Source organism: Siminovitchia sp. FSL W7-1587 (genome assembly GCF_037963795.1).
GTDB lineage: Bacteria > Bacillota > Bacilli > Bacillales > Bacillaceae_C > Siminovitchia > Siminovitchia thermophila.
Genome location: NZ_CP150169.1, coordinates 3,968,245 through 3,984,146 on the forward strand (window position 1 = coordinate 3,968,245; position 15,902 = coordinate 3,984,146).

Here is a 15,902-nt window from a genome sequence, read left to right on the forward strand (position 1 = left end):
TTTTTTGTGTTTCGGACCGGAAATTTGCAAATCGGCATTTCAGCGGCCGGGAGATCATGATCGGATATGGAGCTTTCGATAAACAGGGTTCGGTTCAGGAGCATATAGAGTGCGACAATGGCGATGGCAGCCTCGACGCTTTCGATGAACAGGGTTCGGTTCAGGCGTAGTCGTGTTCAACAAGCGCAAGTTTCCAATAAGTTGTCATCAAGCGGTTCTGATCTTGCCTGTCCAAACCAGAGATTTTCTGAAAAAAGATCTATATACCTAATAGCGGGCACATCGTTTGTTTGCAATGAAACGAGCGGCCATTAAAGGAGCAGAAATAGGAGAACAGACAGCGGTGGCGATGTTAACATCGCATGGCGAACAGCAAAATTATTTACGGGAAAGTGACTTTGGAAGTTAAAATGTTCGTTCGGAATAGTGAGGAAAAATTTTATAAGAAGTTTGTATTCTGCTACGCGAACAGCTAACAGCATACAATTAATTTTACAAAGGAACGCCCCGTCTTTTCTTCACAACCGAAGCATAATAGGGAGAGACAAGTCATAGGGTAGTAGAAACTTGGTAAGGGAGATGGCGGGGTGTGAACCATCGGGTAAATCAAATAAAAAAGCGAATTGCCAAGAGAAGAAAGTCCTATGACCGGAAAAAGGATAAAGGTATTCAGTGGTCAAATGAATGGATTGACAGCAATTATACGGATGAGCATTCTCTATATGATTCAAAAAATCAGGAAAAATTTCATCCTCTTTGGAATCGTGAAGTATTTATATTCAAAGTTCTCGCTTCCATAACGCTCATTCTCCTTGTCAGTATCATTTACAAATCCGATTCCCCGGCATTTCAAGCGGCTAAATCAGTCGTCAACGAAGCAATGGAAACGGAATTCCGTTTTGCCGCTGTTTCTGAGTGGTATGAAGGCCGTTTTGGCAAACCGCTTGCTCTATTTCCCGACAAGGACAAGGCAGATGGAGACATTATCCAAACGGGGATAGAAACAGACTATGCCTTGCCTGTTGGAGCTAAAATCGCCGAAAATTTCGATCAAGATGGCCGCGGGATCATGATCGAAACGGAACATCAGGCTCAGGTTGAAGCTATTGCCGGCGGAATCGTTATTTTTGCAGGAAAAAAAGCAGATACCGGCAACACAGTGATTGTGCAACATGAAGACGATACTGAATCATGGTATGCCCACCTGAACAAGCTTCATGTAAAACCACATGAACGTATTGAAGGCGGAAAAGTGTTGGGAACCGTGTCATCTGGTGAAGAAAGTTATTCAGGAAAATTTTATATTGCCATTAAAAAGGGAGATGTTTTTATTGATCCCCTCCAGGTGATTAATGTTGAATAACTACGGACGACTTTTAAGAAAGATACATTTTCATCCTCTCTTTTGGATTGTGGCTTGTTTTGCCATTATCACGGGTTATTATTGGGAATTGCTCACATTGTTTTTGATTGTTTTTATTCACGAGATGGGACATGCCACTTGTGCCCATTTTTTTTCGTGGAAAATCAATCGCATCTTGATTATGCCGTTTGGTGGTATTTGTGAAGTGGATGAACATGGAAATCGGCCTGTTATTGAAGAACTGCTTGTCGTCCTTGCCGGTCCTTTTCAGCATATATGGATGGCGGCAACTGTCTTTATTCTGGGGACAAATGAAGTCATTTCGATGGAATTTGCAACAATGTTTCAACAGTTTAACATAATGGTCTTTTTGTTTAATCTTCTGCCTGTATGGCCGCTTGATGGTGGCAAGGTTATTTATTTATATTTGAGTTCCCGGCAACCGTTTTTAACGGCTTTCAAACAATCATTGCTTTGTTCCTTTATTGTTTTGACGTTTCTTCTTTGTCTTTTTTTGATCGTATTTCCGTTTAACCTGAATGTGTGGGTTGTTCTAGTGTATTTATATGCATCATTGTGGCACCAATGGAATCAAATGAGATTTTCCTTTATCCGGTTTTTATTAGAGCGGTATAGCGGGAAGCAAACAGGTTTTAAAAAGCTTGATGTGATTGAGGTGGAAGGAAGCGAATATGTGTCCTCGATCATGGAGCAATTCAGGCGTGGCTGTAAGCATGTCATCCATGTGGATGATGGGAAACGAATGCTCGGAAAACTGGATGAAAACGAAATGTTGCATGCCTTCTTTGCAGAAAAGCAAATACGCGCACGCTTGAAGGATATCGTGTATCATGATTGAACATCATTGAGTCTACTTGAAATCAATGATCGAATATGAAACAAAATTCTCCCAAATATAGAATCTGAGAATAAACCAAGTAAATGAATAGGCAGTATCTTTGATCAGAGCGCTTTCGAAGTAAAAGAAAGAGTAGTAAAATGAAGAGAAGCGCTATTGACATAAGGCATGAGAATGTGATAGTATTTTTATGTTAGATTGTAGCACCCGTGCTACAACCGCACAGCACAGGTACACAAGCGCTTATCCAGTATAAGACACCTGAGTCTGGCGAGTCTTAGTTATTGAGGAGGTGCGATACATTGTACGCAATCATTGAAACAGGCGGAAAACAAATAAAGGTTGAAGAAGGCCAAGCAATCTTTGTTGAAAAGTTGGATGCGACTGAAGGTGACACATACACTTTTGACAAAGTGCTTTTTGTCGGTGGTGAAGATGTGAAAGTTGGCAGCCCATTTGTTGAAGGTGCCACCGTAACTGCCAAGGTGGAGCAACAAGGCCGTCAAAAGAAGGTCGTTGTTTTCAAATACAAGCCTAAGAAGAATTACCGTAAAAAACAAGGCCACCGTCAGCCATATACAAAACTGATCATCGAAAAAATCAACGCGTAACAGATCCATGATTCTCGTTGAAATATATAAAGATTCCAAAGGCAAGATTGAATCTTTTACGATGACCGGGCATGCCGAGTTTGCAGAAAAAGGCGCAGATATCGTCTGTGCCGGCGCTTCAGCAGTTGCTTTTGGCAGCCTGAATGCAGTTATGGCACTGACGGGTGTCACTCTAAACATAGAACAGTCGGAAAGCGGTTATCTGTCATGCAAGCTGCCCGCGGACTTGCCGTTGGAAACTTCCAAACAAGTTCAGCTGTTGCTTGAGGGCATGGTTATTTCATTAGAAACAATCGAACGTGATTATAAAGATTATTTAAAAGTTAACGTTAAAAATAGGGGGTGAATCACATGTTGAAATTGGATCTTCAATTTTTCGCAACGAAAAAAGGAGCAGGTTCCACGAAAAACGGCAGGGACTCTGAAGCTAAAAGACTTGGCGCTAAACGTGCAGATGGACAATACGTTTCCGGCGGTTCGATTCTTTACCGTCAGCGAGGCACAAAGATTCATCCAGGTGAAAACGTCGGTCGCGGGAAAGACGATACCCTTTTTGCTAAAGTGGACGGCGTTGTTCGGTTCGAACGGCTTGGCCGCGATAAGAAAAAAGTGAGCGTATATCCGCAGGCACAATAGTGATAAAAACTCTAACCATTTGGGGTTAGAGTTTTTTTTGTGAATAATTGATGTCTCAAAAATATATGTTTTCCTCCTAAAGATGTTCACCGGTCATTTTATCAATGGTACAATTACTTCAAGTACAACTCTAAGTCGCTTCCATAGAGGAGAAATTTGTTATACTATAATATAATTTGTAAAGACCAGACTGGGGAGAACAAGGGATGAGCGAAAATTGGACAGTAGTAGAAATACTTCGATATACGCGCCACGAGTGGTTAAATAGATTACAGTTAATTAAAGGAAACCTTTCCATGGGAAAAACAGAACAGGCTAAGCGCATTATGGATGAAATTGTACTGGAAATGAAGCAGGAAGCAATTCTTTCCAATCTAAAGCTATTTCGCTTTGCTGAATTATTGTTGACACACAACTGGAAAGGGTATCGTTTTCGTCTTGAATATGAAATTGTCAACGGAGTGGAAAAGCTGGATCTGGATGATCAACTGCTTTCAGATTGGATGGGAGAATTTTTTGAAGAGTTAAACCGGGTATCATTACCTATTTATGATAACTGCCTATATTTGACAATCGAATCAGGAAAAGATACCGTCGGTTTTCTTTTTCAATTCCACGGTATAATAGAAAATGAGTCGGAACTGAAAAGTTGGCTCTTTCGCAAAGATGTGTATCCGGATCATGTAACATATGAACAGTTATCGGAAAATGAATATCAAATTCAAGTATTGTTTTGTTTGGAAAGTTAGATGGCCAGAATGGAGTGTCCTTAATGTTTGTCGATCGAGTAAAAGTATATGTTAAAGGCGGAGATGGCGGAAACGGCATGGTAGCGTTCCGTCGTGAAAAATATGAACCAATGGGCGGACCGGCCGGAGGCGACGGCGGCAAAGGAGCCAGCGTTATCTTTGTTGTAGACGAAGGTCTGCGAACGCTCATGGACTTCAGATACCAAAAGCATTTTAAAGGCAAGCGCGGAGAAAACGGAATGTCAAAAGGGCAACACGGTAAAGGTGCAGAAGATCTTATCGTCAAAGTGCCTCCTGGAACTGTTGTGACCGACGAAGATACAGGAGAAGTGATTGCGGATTTGATCAAAGACGGTCAAAGAGCTGTTATCGCCAAAGGAGGACGCGGCGGAAGAGGAAACGTCCGCTTTGCCACACCAGCAAATCCAGCCCCTGAAGTCGCTGAAAATGGCGAACCTGGCCAGGAAAGAAACGTTACACTTGAATTAAAGCTGCTTGCCGATGTCGGACTAGTCGGTTTTCCGAATGTAGGAAAGTCCACGTTTCTGTCTGTTGTATCAGCGGCAAAGCCAAAAATTGCGGAATACCATTTTACAACGATTAAGCCCAACCTTGGCGTTGTGTCAACGGATGATGACCGAAGTTTCGTCATGGCAGATCTGCCTGGGTTAATCGAAGGAGCGCACGAAGGAGTCGGGCTTGGCCATCAATTTCTTCGCCATGTCGAACGGACAAGAGTCATCGTTCATGTTATCGACATGTCGGGGATGGAAGGGAGAGACCCGTACGAAGATTATATAACGATCAACGAGGAATTACAGCAGTATAACTTGCGTTTGCTGGAAAGACCGCAAATCATAGTTGCCAACAAAATGGACATCCCTTCTGCTCAAGAAAATATAAAGGCATTTAAAGCAAAGCTCCAGAACGAATATCCTGTTTATCCCATCTCAGCAATTACGAGGGAAGGTGTACGGGAAGTTCTGTTCGCCATAGCCGATTTACTTGAAGTGACGCCTCAATTCCCCCTTCATGAAGAATTGCCTGATGAAAAGGAGATACATCGGGTTGTTTACAAACATGAAGAGGAGGAAAAGCCGTTTACCATTACGCGCGATCCGGACGGAAGCTTTGTTGTCAGTGGTGACAAGATTGAAAGATTATTTAAAATGACCGACTTTTCCCGGGAAGAAGCCGTCCGCCGATTTGCCCGCCAATTAAGGTCTATCGGTGTGGATGATGCGCTTCGAGAGCGGGGAGCGAAAGATGGCGATACCGTTCGCCTGTTTGATTACGAATTTGAATTTATGGATTAGTTCTTTGTATGGAGGGGAACTATGGTGGGGAAAAGGGAAATTGATCAAAAATTCTATCTCGTACGGGAAGACGTTTTGCCTGAAGCCATGAAAAAAACGTTGGAAGCAAAGGCTCTGCTGGAGCGGGGAACGGCAGAGTCGATATGGGACGCCGTTCAGCAAGTCGATTTAAGTCGAAGTGCTTTTTATAAATATAGAGATACGGTATTTCCCTTCCATACCGTTGTGAAAGAAAAAATCATTTCATTGTTTTTTTTCCTTGAAGATAAGCCGGGCGCACTATCTAAGCTGCTTAGTATCGTGGCTAGCTGTTCATGCAACGTATTAACGATTCACCAAACAATTCCGTTACAGGGACGGGCAAACGTTACACTGTCTCTGGATGTGACAGAAATGAATGTCAATATGGATGAATTTCTGGGGAAATTACGCCGGCTCGAGTTTGTGGCCAAAGTGGAAGTTGTCAGCTCGGGAGGCTGATAAGAAAACAAGCGGAAGTGCGCTTATTGAAGCATTTCCGCTTGTTAGTTTTCTTCGACTAAAATCCCCGCTTTTGAAAGTGCGGCCTCTGCCCTTTCAATCATTTGCCTATTTGGTGCGGACAATGTGTGTAAATGCATCCCAGCTGTTAGTTGCGACAATAATGGTGCATTTGTTTTGTTAATTTCTTTTAAAAAAGCGTTCACTTCTTGTCGGTTCGAAACCATGATGGAGGCGGTCAAATCTCCATATACTGGATGCTCCACTTTTACATCTTTCACTGTAACCCCATGATCAACAATGATATTGAGTTCCTCTTCAGTTCTATCCCGCTCATGGCAGCAAGCTACTATTTTCTCGACACGTTCGCTGCTCATCACCGGCATATATAAGTAACCTTGACTCGTGGCGATGATGGGTTCGTTATGTGCTTTTAACAATGTAATATCCCCAACAATAACCTGCCTGCTGACATTTGCTTTTTTCGCCAAAGCCGTTCCGGTTATCGGACCATTGTTTTGTTTTAAATATTCCAGTATCCAAGCTCTTCTTTCTTCCCCAAGCAATTTCCTTTCTTTTTTCATCAGGAGTCCTCCGTTTCCAATGCTTACGATTAAATAGTATCACATATTTACAGCCGCTTGAACTCTTCCGGTACGAGACGGATCTTTATAAGACTCATAAAGGCTTTCATTATTTCATATGTATTTTGAAGAGGAAAAAATAACAATTTGCCCACACAATCATACACTATATGGACGTATGCAAGAGGAGGGGAAATTAGTGAAGATTCATATCGTTCAAAAGGGCGACACGCTTTGGAAGATCGCGCAAAAATACGGCGTGGATTTCGAAGAGTTAAAAAAAATGAATGCACAGTTGTCCAACCCTGATATGATTATGCCCGGTATGAAAATAAAGGTGCCAGCAGGAGGTGCTGCAGTAAAAAAAGAAATGCATCACCATCAAATGCATGGGCATAAAGAAGTGCCAAAAAAAGCACATCCGCCCAAAAAAGCACAACCACCCAAAAAAGCACAACCGCCAAAAAAAGCACAACCACCAAAAAAAGAGGTGATTAAAGAAGTGCCGAAAGAAAAACCGCACAAAATATATCAGCCAGTAATGCCGCAGCCGTTGCCGGAGATTGATGTTAATAATTATTATATGATGAATATGAGCCAAACGCAGGCCCAAGTTCAGCAAGCAGTAAAAGAAAAAGAGCATGTACATCATGAAGAATCTATAGAAATGCCCGTGATGCCTGTACAAGGAGGTTATACTCAGCCTATGTATTCTTATTGCTACCCGGTTATGCCCGTGTGTGATCCATGTTACCCGTATCCGCATTCAATGATGCCGCAAGTGCAAGGGGCAATGGCTTATCCGCAAACGATGTACGGTCAGATGCCGATGTATGGCCAGATGCCGATGTACGGTCAGATGCCGATGTACGGACAAATGCCAATGTATGGCCAAATGCCACAAGTGATGCCTGCAGTGGAATACGAGATGCCGCAGCAGTATTGGGGTGACGAATCTTCCAGCTCATCAAGCCCATTCATGCATCATCACCACGGTCATCATCATCAAGGATATCATCACGGTCATGTCATGCATGGAATGGATTGGGATGATGATAACGATGATCCGCCACAGGGAATGCCAATGCAAGGATATACACAACCTTATGGAGGATACCCTGCGATGCCGGCTGCACCATACGGTGCCCAGATGGCAGCACCATATGGGACCCCGATGGCCGCTCCTTATGGAGGGGGGCAGTCTTACCCATACGCACAGCCAATGCCGGGAGGAATGGGACAATTCGAGATGCCAAGAGATGAAGCCGGAGAAGAAAATGAATAATCAAGCGAAACGAAAGAGAGACGGATTTGAAAACCGTCTCCTTCTTTATATAAAAAAGGTAGTTGGCCACCATTTTCGTCATATTTTTCACGTCAAAAAAGGGGTTTGGCTCATACAATCAGAAAAAGAACGGTGGATAGTCAAGGAGTTTGCCGCGCGAAAAAAGTTGCATACCCAAATCCGTTTGACTCATTATTTATTTGAAAACGGCTTTCAGAATACGTACGATTTTCATCCTATCGGGGCGATCTATTTTGATGGTCGCGTATTTGGTTTAATCCGGCATATTGAACAAAAGCAAGATGAACCATTTCACTATGGAAGCGCCCGCTGCCGAAAGGACGCCCTCGCGCTTCTTTCTCATTTTCATGCTACTACAGCCCGATTTACCGATCAGTTTACACCCCATCTTGCTTTGTTTGATCAACTAAAAAAATGGGATAGACGGTTGCTGGATTTTAAAAAGAAAATGGGTTCTTATGAAGATACAAGCCTTTACCCGTATATGGAGCATTACATGTTTGCAGGGGAGTGGGCCATTCAATTCTTGAAGCGCCATGCGGATTATTTCTTGGAGGGGCCGTATTGTATATTACATGGTGACGTTGCACACCACAATTTTATAAGAAAAGCTGACGGCTCCTTATACTTAATAGATTTTGACCTGATCAGCATCGGGCCGAGCCACATAGATCTTCTTCAATTTTGCAATCGCATTTTGCCGTCGCTTCAATGGTCAAGCGAGCGGCTATTTTCCGACTATATGGAAATCAATCGTTATCAAAACGATCCCCCGTTTTTGGCTGCTCTCGTATATCCAACCGATATATTCCGTGAATGGATTTATTATATGAATAGCAGGAAAAAAGAAAGAACCAATCGAAGGCATCATTTAGAAACCATTACGTTCAAACAGTACAAAAAGCGAATGCAATTTATGAAAGCCGTGATGGCAAAGGTGAAAAACGGTCTGTAACTAGTTTTGGATTGCAAACAGTTTCGCTCAAAGTGTAAAATATTTTCGGGCGGTATTCCAAAATTTCTTATTTGCCAAGAAAAGATGATTCAATATATGATTAAGTACAGGTGAAAGGATAGGGGGATTTTAAATGGCAGGACATTCCAAATGGAAAAATATTCAACGCAGAAAAAATGCACAAGATGCAAAGCGCGGCAAGATATTTCAAAAGCTTGCCAAAGAACTGTACGTCGCGGCCAAAAGTGGCGGGGTCGATCCGGATACAAACCCGGCGCTACGGCTTGTCGTGGATAAAGCAAAATCGGCAAATATGCCGAATGACAATATAAAGCGTGCAATTGACAAAGCCACTGGCAGCCAAAATGCGGAACAGTACGAAGAAATTATTTATGAAGGATACGGGCCCGGCGGTGCAGCGGTCATGGTGGTGTGTTTGACCGACAATAAAAACAGGACCGCTTCAAACGTCCGCCACGCTTTTACAAAAAATGGCGGAAATCTCGGCGAAACCGGTTGTGTTTCCTATATGTTTAACCGGAAAGGATACTTGGTGATCGACAGGAGCAACTATGATGACTTAGATGAGGAAGAACTGTTGCTGCAGGTAATCGAAGCTGGAGCGGAAGATATGGAAACGAGCGATGAGGCCTTCGAAATATATACAGAACCGGAAAATTTCATGGATGTAAAAGAAAGTCTCGAAGAGGCCGGCTTTGAATTTATGACGGCTGAAATGACAATGGTTCCACAAACCGATGCGTCATTAACGGAAGAGCAGGAAGAAAAGCTGGAAAACCTTATCGACATGCTTGAAGACGATGATGATGTTCAAGAAGTATACCATAACTAAACAAAGCTTTCCCAAAAGAGCAATTCTTTTGGAAAAGCTTTTTTTTATTGGATAATCATGTAAAAGTATGGTCACACTATATGTATAAAATGAACTAAGAACTTGAGGTGATTCATGATGAGTGTTGTAATGAAAGCTGTATTAGCCTTCACGATGATTTGCTGCGGCAGCTTTTTCATTGTTGATCTCAACCAATCACCCAGTCATGTACAAGCCAGTGAAGAGAAGGAATTGCTGATTCCGGAAAAGCCCTTAGAACTGACCATCAAGTTAAAAAGAGTATATATTGACGGAGAAGAAAGCGAAGAGACGCTTACTGAAACAATATGGGCCCTCGAAGACTTTTGGGCAAAGTATGAAAAATGGCGGCTGGTCGATATGAGTGAAGACTATCTTGTTTTTGAAAAGAAAGTGAATGACATCTCACCTTTGTCAAAAATGAACGGATATTTTGGCATTACGGAAGACGGCACATTATCCATTTTCAATGGAAAGCCGGAGGAGTCGGATATTATCCAATCATTTTTTCAAATTGATGTGAAAAAATTGGAAAGCAAACAACATCAGGAGTTGCTACAAGGAATACCGGTAAAATCAAAAAAGGACTTTGAGAAGGTTGTTGAAACAATGAAGAAATATGAAGTTAAAAAGGAATTGTAAACAGGCTGGGACATAGGTTGAAAGCTGATTCATATTCATAAAGATCGTGAGAATAAAATCGCGTGAAATCAAGGTTTTAAACTTGATTCCATGCGGTTTATTTCATTTTTACATGCCCCTATTTGTGTTAAAAAATCCCTATCATCGCTACGTCAACATATTTCGCTTTCCTGCGGGCACAGCTTCAGCTCGAGCTATTCCCGCAGGAGACTACCTATTTTGACTACGCTAAAAGATTGCGTATTATACACTAGGACAATTTACCCGGCATGTAAGGTTCCGTAAGACTCCCACTTCAAAATTTTGAGTGAATACAAGAGGTCTAAGTGGGAGAAACGGCATCTAAATGCCCGATTGGTTCAACTAACATTCAGTAGGAGGTGGAAAAAATTCCTACTGAATGAAGTTTCACTTTATCCCGCATGTAAGGTTCCGTAAGACTCCTACTTCAAAATTTTGAGTGAATACAAAAGGGCTAAGTGGGAGAAACGGCACCTAAATGCCCGATTGGTTTAACTAACATTCAGTAGGAGCCCTACTGAATGAAGTTTCACTTTACCCGGCATGTAAGGTGCCGTAGGACTCCCGCTTCAAAATCTTGAGTGAATACAAAAGGCCTAAGTGTGTGAAAACGGCACCTAAATGCCCGATTGGTTCAACTAAAGGAGCCTTACTGAATGAAGTTTCACTTTATTGTTCGTTTTTTCATCAGCAGATTTAGTTGTGTCCCAGTTCCTTTAATGGGGTAGCGGTGGCGCTTTTGTTGTATGAAAATGTATCGTCTCCCATACCAAAGTTTTGCGCTGCTTGTTTACTGATAAAAACAGTGGCAAAATAGGTAGAGAGAATAGCAATAGAGGAGAAAATGACGGGATGAAACTTGTATCTTGGAACGTCAATGGATTAAGAGCTTGCATACGTAAAGGTTTTCTCGATTACTTTCATCAAGTGGATGCCGATATTTTTTGCGTCCAGGAAACAAAGCTGCAAGCTGGACAAATTGACTTGGAACTGAAAGGGTATGAACAATATTGGAACTATGCGGTGAAGAAAGGCTACTCCGGAACAGCCGTATTTACCAAACACAAACCGATCTCTGTCAAATATGGGGTTGGTGATTCTGACGTTGAGGAAGAAGGCCGGATCATTACGTTGGAATTCGCGGATTTTTTCCTAGTTAATGTGTATACGCCCAATGCGCAAAGGGATTTGGCCCGCTTACCTTACCGTTTGGATTGGGAGGACCGCATGCTTGTATATGTAAAAGAATTAGATCGCCAAAAACCGGTCATTTTATGTGGTGACCTCAATGTGGCCCATCAAGACATCGATTTAAAAAACTTCAAGTCGAACAGGGGAAACTCGGGATTTACAGAAGAGGAACGGGGGAAATTTTCCAGATTGCTTGAACATGGCTTTATTGATGCGTTCCGCCACTTTTATCCAGATAAGGAAGGCGCTTATACATGGTGGTCATACATGAACAAGGTAAGGGAAAGGAATATTGGATGGCGGATCGATTATTTTATCGTTTCACAAAAGTTGCAAGAACGATTGCTAGATTCATATATTCATTGTGACGTAATGGGCAGTGATCATTGTCCGGTTGCCTTGGAGATCAACATATGAATAATTTCTCAAAAAAGACTCCCCCATTTTGTGCTGAACTCCAAAAGTTAGAATTGGTAATCTAACTTTTGGAGGCACATCATGCTGGAAGCTCGTTCATTACTCAAGTTTCTTTTTGGTTATGTATCGCTTTTTTCCTACAAAATTTACTACAAATACACTTGTGAGGGCAATGGCTCCTCCAATCAGGGAGAGAGTATTGGGCCATTCGTTCAACCATAACCACGCGATGATGATGGCGAGCGCCGGTTCCAGATAAAGCATGCTGGAAATGGTCGTGGCATTTCCTGCGGACAAGGCGATGGCCCACGTTGCGTACGCGATCGCTGCAGGGAAAATACCAACATAAAGAGCAGATACATGAGCGCCGAAGTCGGCATTTTGAATGTTTTCCCATAACCCGGGCATAAAGAAAAGCATGGGTAGCGTTCCGGCCCACGTAAAATATGCCGTTAAATCAATCGGATGATATTTCGCCAGTAGCGGTTTTTGATAAACGAAAAAGATGGACGTGGCGATCGTGCTGATCAAAATATAAATAGTACCCTTGGAAATTGTAAAAGAAGCTCCTGATGTTCCGATAGTAATTAAAATGATTCCGATAAACCCTATCCCCAAGCCGATCCAGCCAAACAAATCCATTTTTTCTTTTAAAATGATAACGGCGAGAATTGATGTAAAAATGGGTGCTGAACCGATGATCATACTGGCGGTGCCTGCGGAAACCGTTTGGACGCCAAATGTGAATCCGATTTGGTACACGCTGATCCCCATGAAGCCAAGAAAAATAATGCGCGGAATGTCCTTTTTTGCCGGCAACTTTATATGAACACTCGGCCATAAAGCATATAATAAAAAAACACCGGAAGCGATCAAAAAGCGGAGAAGCACAAGGTGGGAAGGGGTATATCCTCCGAGTAAGCTGGCTCTAACAGCGGCAAAGCCCGACGACCATATGATAATCGTGAAAGTTGCTATCCAAAACGCCTTTTTGTTCATATGAAACCTCCTAACTCATAACAACGATTCTGTCTTAAAAGCATATCTATATCATAACTCATAACCGCTGTTTTTTATTTCAGTGACAATAAAAATGTGTATAAAAGTTTTTTGTGGAGTGATCTAATGTCAAATTCATGGGAACGACCCAAGTTAAAGATACCGAAAACAAAGAGTGAATGGTTCTGGGATATTATCGGATGTTCACTTTATATGGCTTCCATTCTTTTACTCATTTTCATCTGGAATCAACTTCCCGACAAAGTGCCCGCACATTATAATGCTCTTGGTGAAGTGGATCGTTGGGGCTCTAAATCCAAATTGCTTATTTTGCCGGGGATGGGCGCATTCATCATTGTATTCATGCGATTTTTCGAAAAAAGACCGGAACTTCATAATTATCCCGAACGCTTAAACGAATCCAATGCGAAACAATTTTACTTATTAAGCCGAAAGATGGTCAATCAAATAAAAAACGTATGCCTAATTATTTTTGTGCTCATCACATTTGAATCAGTATCCATCGCACTGGGGTGGAGCGGCGAATTTGGAGTGTGGTTTTTGCCGGTGGCGGTCATCCTGTTATTAACCCCCATCGCGGCAGGGCTATTGAAGCAAAGAAAGATCAAATAATGCATAAAAAAATTTAGATATAAATCTAGTAATAGGTTGACCGTCAAAAAAAGAATATAGTATGATATTCATGTTTCACTTTACTTTAAATGGAAAGGAGCATAGGGGTTTTTTATATAAGCGCCAGAACTAGTGAAAGTTGGTTGATAAGCTCGCTAGTTGACGAGGAGGAGGTTTATCGAACGTTCGGCGGATGCCTCCCGGCTGCGGCACACAGTCGAATTTTCTTTTCGAAAGCATCGAGGCGACTCGATGGACAAAGGAAAGAAAATGTGGTCGAGAAAATGAAAAAAGAGGGCAAGTATGCCCTCGTGCTGCTTGCCCTCCTTTTACTGGAGGAAAGACAATGTGCGGAATTACAGGTTATATTGGGACAAATGATGCGAAGGAAATTTTATTAAAAGGCTTGGAAAAGCTTGAATACCGCGGCTATGATTCGGCAGGAATCGCTGTTGAGAATCAAGACGGCATTCATGTTTTTAAAGAAGAAGGACGGATAGCAGACCTCAGAAATGCAGTGGACGGAAATATTAGTGCTCGGTCAGGAATCGGGCATACGCGCTGGGCAACCCACGGATCGCCCAGCAAAAGGAATGCCCACCCTCATCAAAGTGCGTCAGGCCGATTTACTTTGGTTCATAACGGGGTCATTGAAAACGAGTCGGAACTGAAATCAGCCTATTTACGTGATGTGACGCTTCAAAGTGAAACAGACACAGAAGTCATCGTTCAATTGGTAGAAAAGTTTTCCCAAACGATGGAGGCGGAAGAAGCTTTTCGTGAAACGCTGCGTTTGCTCAACGGATCATATGCAATAGCGATGCTGGATATTGAAACACCGGGAGTTATCTTTGCGGCAAAAAATAAAAGCCCGTTGTTGATCGGAGTCGGAGAAGACTTTCAAGTTGTTGCCAGTGATGCCATGGCAATGATTCATGTCACAAATCAATTCGTTGAACTGTTGGATAAGGAAATCGCTATTGTGAAAAAAGATCGTGCAGACATTTATAATTTGCAAGGCGAAGTCATCATCAGGGAGCCTTACAAAGCGGAGCTTGACATGACAGATATCGAAAAAGGAACGTATCCGCATTTCATGTTGAAAGAGATAGATGAACAGCCACTTGTCATGAGAAAAATCATTCAAGCGTACCAGGATGAGAACGGCCGTCTACAGATCAATGAGGAAATCACAAATGCCATGCTGAAAGCCGACCGAATTTATATTGTGGCATGCGGAACAAGCTATCATGCGGGATTGTTTGGAAAACAGCTTATTGAAAAGCTGGCGGAAATTCCGGTGGAAGTCCATCTCGCCAGTGAATTTGGCTACAATATGCCTTTGCTTTCCAAAAGACCATTATTTATTTTCATTTCCCAGAGCGGAGAAACAGCAGACAGCAGAGCAGTATTGGTGAAAGTGAAGGAAATGGGGTACCGCGCACTCACGATCACGAATGTGCCTGGCTCCACCCTTTCAAGAGAAGCGGATGATACACTGCTTTTACATGCCGGACCGGAAATTGCCGTCGCTTCCACAAAAGCATACACAGCCCAGATTGCCGTCCTTGCGATTTTGGCATCCGTAGCCGGGGCTGCCAAAAGAGTACCTACGGACCTTGACTTAGTCAAAGAACTGGGGATCGCCGCCAGCGCGATGGATACATTATGTGACGCCAAAGAAGCGTTCGAGCAAATTGCGGCTGAATATTTGCCCGCGACTATCAACTGCTTTTTCATTGGCCGTTCCATCGACTATTTTGTCGGGTTAGAAGGAGCGCTAAAGCTGAAAGAGATCTCCTACATTCAGGCAGAAGGATTTGCCGGGGGAGAATTAAAACACGGCACCATTGCCCTGATTGAAAAAGGAACCCCCGTCATCGCATTGGCAACCCAGACCAATGTTAACGGAAGCATTCGGGCAAACGTCAAGGAAGTGGAGACACGCGGCGCCCACGCATGCATCATTTCCATGAAAGGCCTTGATACAGCGGGAGACCGCTACGTACTGCCTCATGTCCATGAACTGCTCACTCCGCTCATCTCCGTCATTCCGCTGCAACTGATCGCCTACTATGCGGCGCTACACCGCGGATGTGACGTTGATAAACCGAGAAATTTAGCAAAAAGTGTAACGGTGGAATGAGGGGGAGTTTGTTTGAATAGAATCTGTGTAAATTAAAAATTAAGTTGCGATGTTTATAAAAAAGATGCATCTTTAAAATAAAGTCGTAACGTTTATAAAAAAGTTGCGAAGCTTTTCCCCTTT

18 protein-coding genes and 1 other annotated feature are annotated in these 15,902 nt (G+C 42.6%); of the genes, 16 read left to right on the top strand and 2 right to left on the bottom strand.

Going from position 1 to position 15,902, the window contains the following annotated elements:
- Positions 1–286: 286 nt before the first annotated feature.
- The 9 genes from NST31_RS18635 to NST31_RS18675 all read left to right on the top strand — a co-directional run bounded on the left by NST31_RS18635 (position 287) and on the right by NST31_RS18675 (position 6,014).
- Positions 287–409: a hypothetical protein gene (locus NST31_RS18635; RefSeq protein WP_321189687.1), complete on the top strand. Its 123-nt coding sequence runs from the start codon at positions 287–289 to the stop codon at positions 407–409.
- 180 nt (positions 410–589) lie between these two features.
- Complete coding sequence (locus NST31_RS18640; RefSeq protein ID WP_339162558.1) at positions 590–1,363, top strand: M23 family metallopeptidase; 774 nt, start codon at positions 590–592, stop codon at positions 1,361–1,363.
- On the top strand, positions 1,353–2,222 hold the full coding sequence (locus tag NST31_RS18645; protein ID WP_339162560.1) for a M50 family metallopeptidase: 870 nt from the start codon (positions 1,353–1,355) through the stop codon (positions 2,220–2,222). The genes NST31_RS18640 and NST31_RS18645 overlap by 11 nt, the downstream gene beginning before the upstream one ends.
- A 206-nt stretch (positions 2,223–2,428) precedes the next feature.
- Positions 2,429–2,510: a sequence feature (ribosomal protein L21 leader region), on the top strand.
- A gap of 14 nt (positions 2,511–2,524) precedes the next feature.
- A complete protein-coding gene (rplU, locus tag NST31_RS18650; RefSeq protein WP_205178206.1) occupies positions 2,525–2,833 on the top strand; it encodes a 50S ribosomal protein L21 in 309 nt (102 codons plus the stop codon).
- A 7-nt stretch (positions 2,834–2,840) separates the two neighbouring features.
- Positions 2,841–3,179, top strand: a complete 339-nt coding sequence (locus tag NST31_RS18655) for a ribosomal-processing cysteine protease Prp (protein ID WP_205178204.1) — start codon at positions 2,841–2,843, stop codon at positions 3,177–3,179.
- 5 nt (positions 3,180–3,184) lie between these two features.
- Positions 3,185–3,469 carry a 50S ribosomal protein L27 gene (rpmA, locus tag NST31_RS18660; RefSeq protein ID WP_077113057.1) on the top strand — a complete coding sequence of 95 codons (285 nt, stop codon included), beginning with the start codon at positions 3,185–3,187 and terminating at the stop codon, positions 3,467–3,469.
- 206 nt (positions 3,470–3,675) lie between these two features.
- Complete coding sequence (locus NST31_RS18665) at positions 3,676–4,218, top strand: Spo0B C-terminal domain-containing protein (RefSeq protein WP_205178202.1); 543 nt, start codon at positions 3,676–3,678, stop codon at positions 4,216–4,218.
- Positions 4,219–4,241: 23 nt separating this feature from the next.
- Positions 4,242–5,534 carry a GTPase ObgE gene (gene obgE / locus NST31_RS18670; RefSeq protein WP_339162563.1) on the top strand — a complete coding sequence of 431 codons (1,293 nt, stop codon included), beginning with the start codon at positions 4,242–4,244 and terminating at the stop codon, positions 5,532–5,534.
- Positions 5,535–5,555: 21 nt separating this feature from the next.
- Positions 5,556–6,014: an ACT domain-containing protein gene (locus NST31_RS18675; RefSeq protein ID WP_339162565.1), complete on the top strand. Its 459-nt coding sequence runs from the start codon at positions 5,556–5,558 to the stop codon at positions 6,012–6,014.
- A 44-nt stretch (positions 6,015–6,058) separates the two neighbouring features.
- Here the strand turns inward: NST31_RS18675 and NST31_RS18680 are convergent, their stop codons facing one another.
- On the bottom strand, positions 6,059–6,598 hold the full coding sequence (locus tag NST31_RS18680; RefSeq protein ID WP_339162567.1) for a transcription repressor NadR: 540 nt from the start codon (positions 6,596–6,598) through the stop codon (positions 6,059–6,061).
- Positions 6,599–6,797: 199 nt separating this feature from the next.
- On the opposite strand from NST31_RS18680, the gene safA reads away from it, so the two are divergent.
- The 5 genes from safA (at position 6,798) to NST31_RS18705 (ending at position 12,001) form a co-directional block, all read left to right on the top strand.
- On the top strand, positions 6,798–7,883 hold the full coding sequence (safA, locus tag NST31_RS18685) for a SafA/ExsA family spore coat assembly protein (protein ID WP_339162569.1): 1,086 nt from the start codon (positions 6,798–6,800) through the stop codon (positions 7,881–7,883).
- Positions 7,876–8,859, top strand: a complete 984-nt coding sequence (locus NST31_RS18690; RefSeq protein WP_339162571.1) for an aminoglycoside phosphotransferase family protein — start codon at positions 7,876–7,878, stop codon at positions 8,857–8,859. The genes safA and NST31_RS18690 overlap by 8 nt, the downstream gene beginning before the upstream one ends.
- A gap of 133 nt (positions 8,860–8,992) precedes the next feature.
- Positions 8,993–9,712: a YebC/PmpR family DNA-binding transcriptional regulator gene (locus tag NST31_RS18695; RefSeq protein ID WP_339162573.1), complete on the top strand. Its 720-nt coding sequence runs from the start codon at positions 8,993–8,995 to the stop codon at positions 9,710–9,712.
- Between the two features lie 114 nt (positions 9,713–9,826).
- Positions 9,827–10,372, top strand: a complete 546-nt coding sequence (locus NST31_RS18700; protein WP_339162575.1) for a BofC C-terminal domain-containing protein — start codon at positions 9,827–9,829, stop codon at positions 10,370–10,372.
- A gap of 873 nt (positions 10,373–11,245) precedes the next feature.
- Positions 11,246–12,001 carry an exodeoxyribonuclease III gene (locus NST31_RS18705; protein WP_339162577.1) on the top strand — a complete coding sequence of 252 codons (756 nt, stop codon included), beginning with the start codon at positions 11,246–11,248 and terminating at the stop codon, positions 11,999–12,001.
- Positions 12,002–12,100: 99 nt separating this feature from the next.
- Here NST31_RS18705 and NST31_RS18710 read toward each other — a convergent pair whose 3' ends face one another.
- Positions 12,101–13,000 carry a DMT family transporter gene (locus NST31_RS18710; RefSeq protein ID WP_205178181.1) on the bottom strand — a complete coding sequence of 300 codons (900 nt, stop codon included), beginning with the start codon at positions 12,998–13,000 and terminating at the stop codon, positions 12,101–12,103.
- A gap of 126 nt (positions 13,001–13,126) precedes the next feature.
- On the opposite strand from NST31_RS18710, the gene NST31_RS18715 reads away from it, so the two are divergent.
- Positions 13,127–13,633 carry a DUF1648 domain-containing protein gene (locus NST31_RS18715; RefSeq protein WP_339162579.1) on the top strand — a complete coding sequence of 169 codons (507 nt, stop codon included), beginning with the start codon at positions 13,127–13,129 and terminating at the stop codon, positions 13,631–13,633.
- Positions 13,634–13,979: 346 nt separating this feature from the next.
- Positions 13,980–15,779: a glutamine--fructose-6-phosphate transaminase (isomerizing) gene (gene glmS / locus NST31_RS18720; RefSeq protein WP_339162581.1), complete on the top strand. Its 1,800-nt coding sequence runs from the start codon at positions 13,980–13,982 to the stop codon at positions 15,777–15,779.
- Positions 15,780–15,902 lie beyond the last annotated feature (123 nt).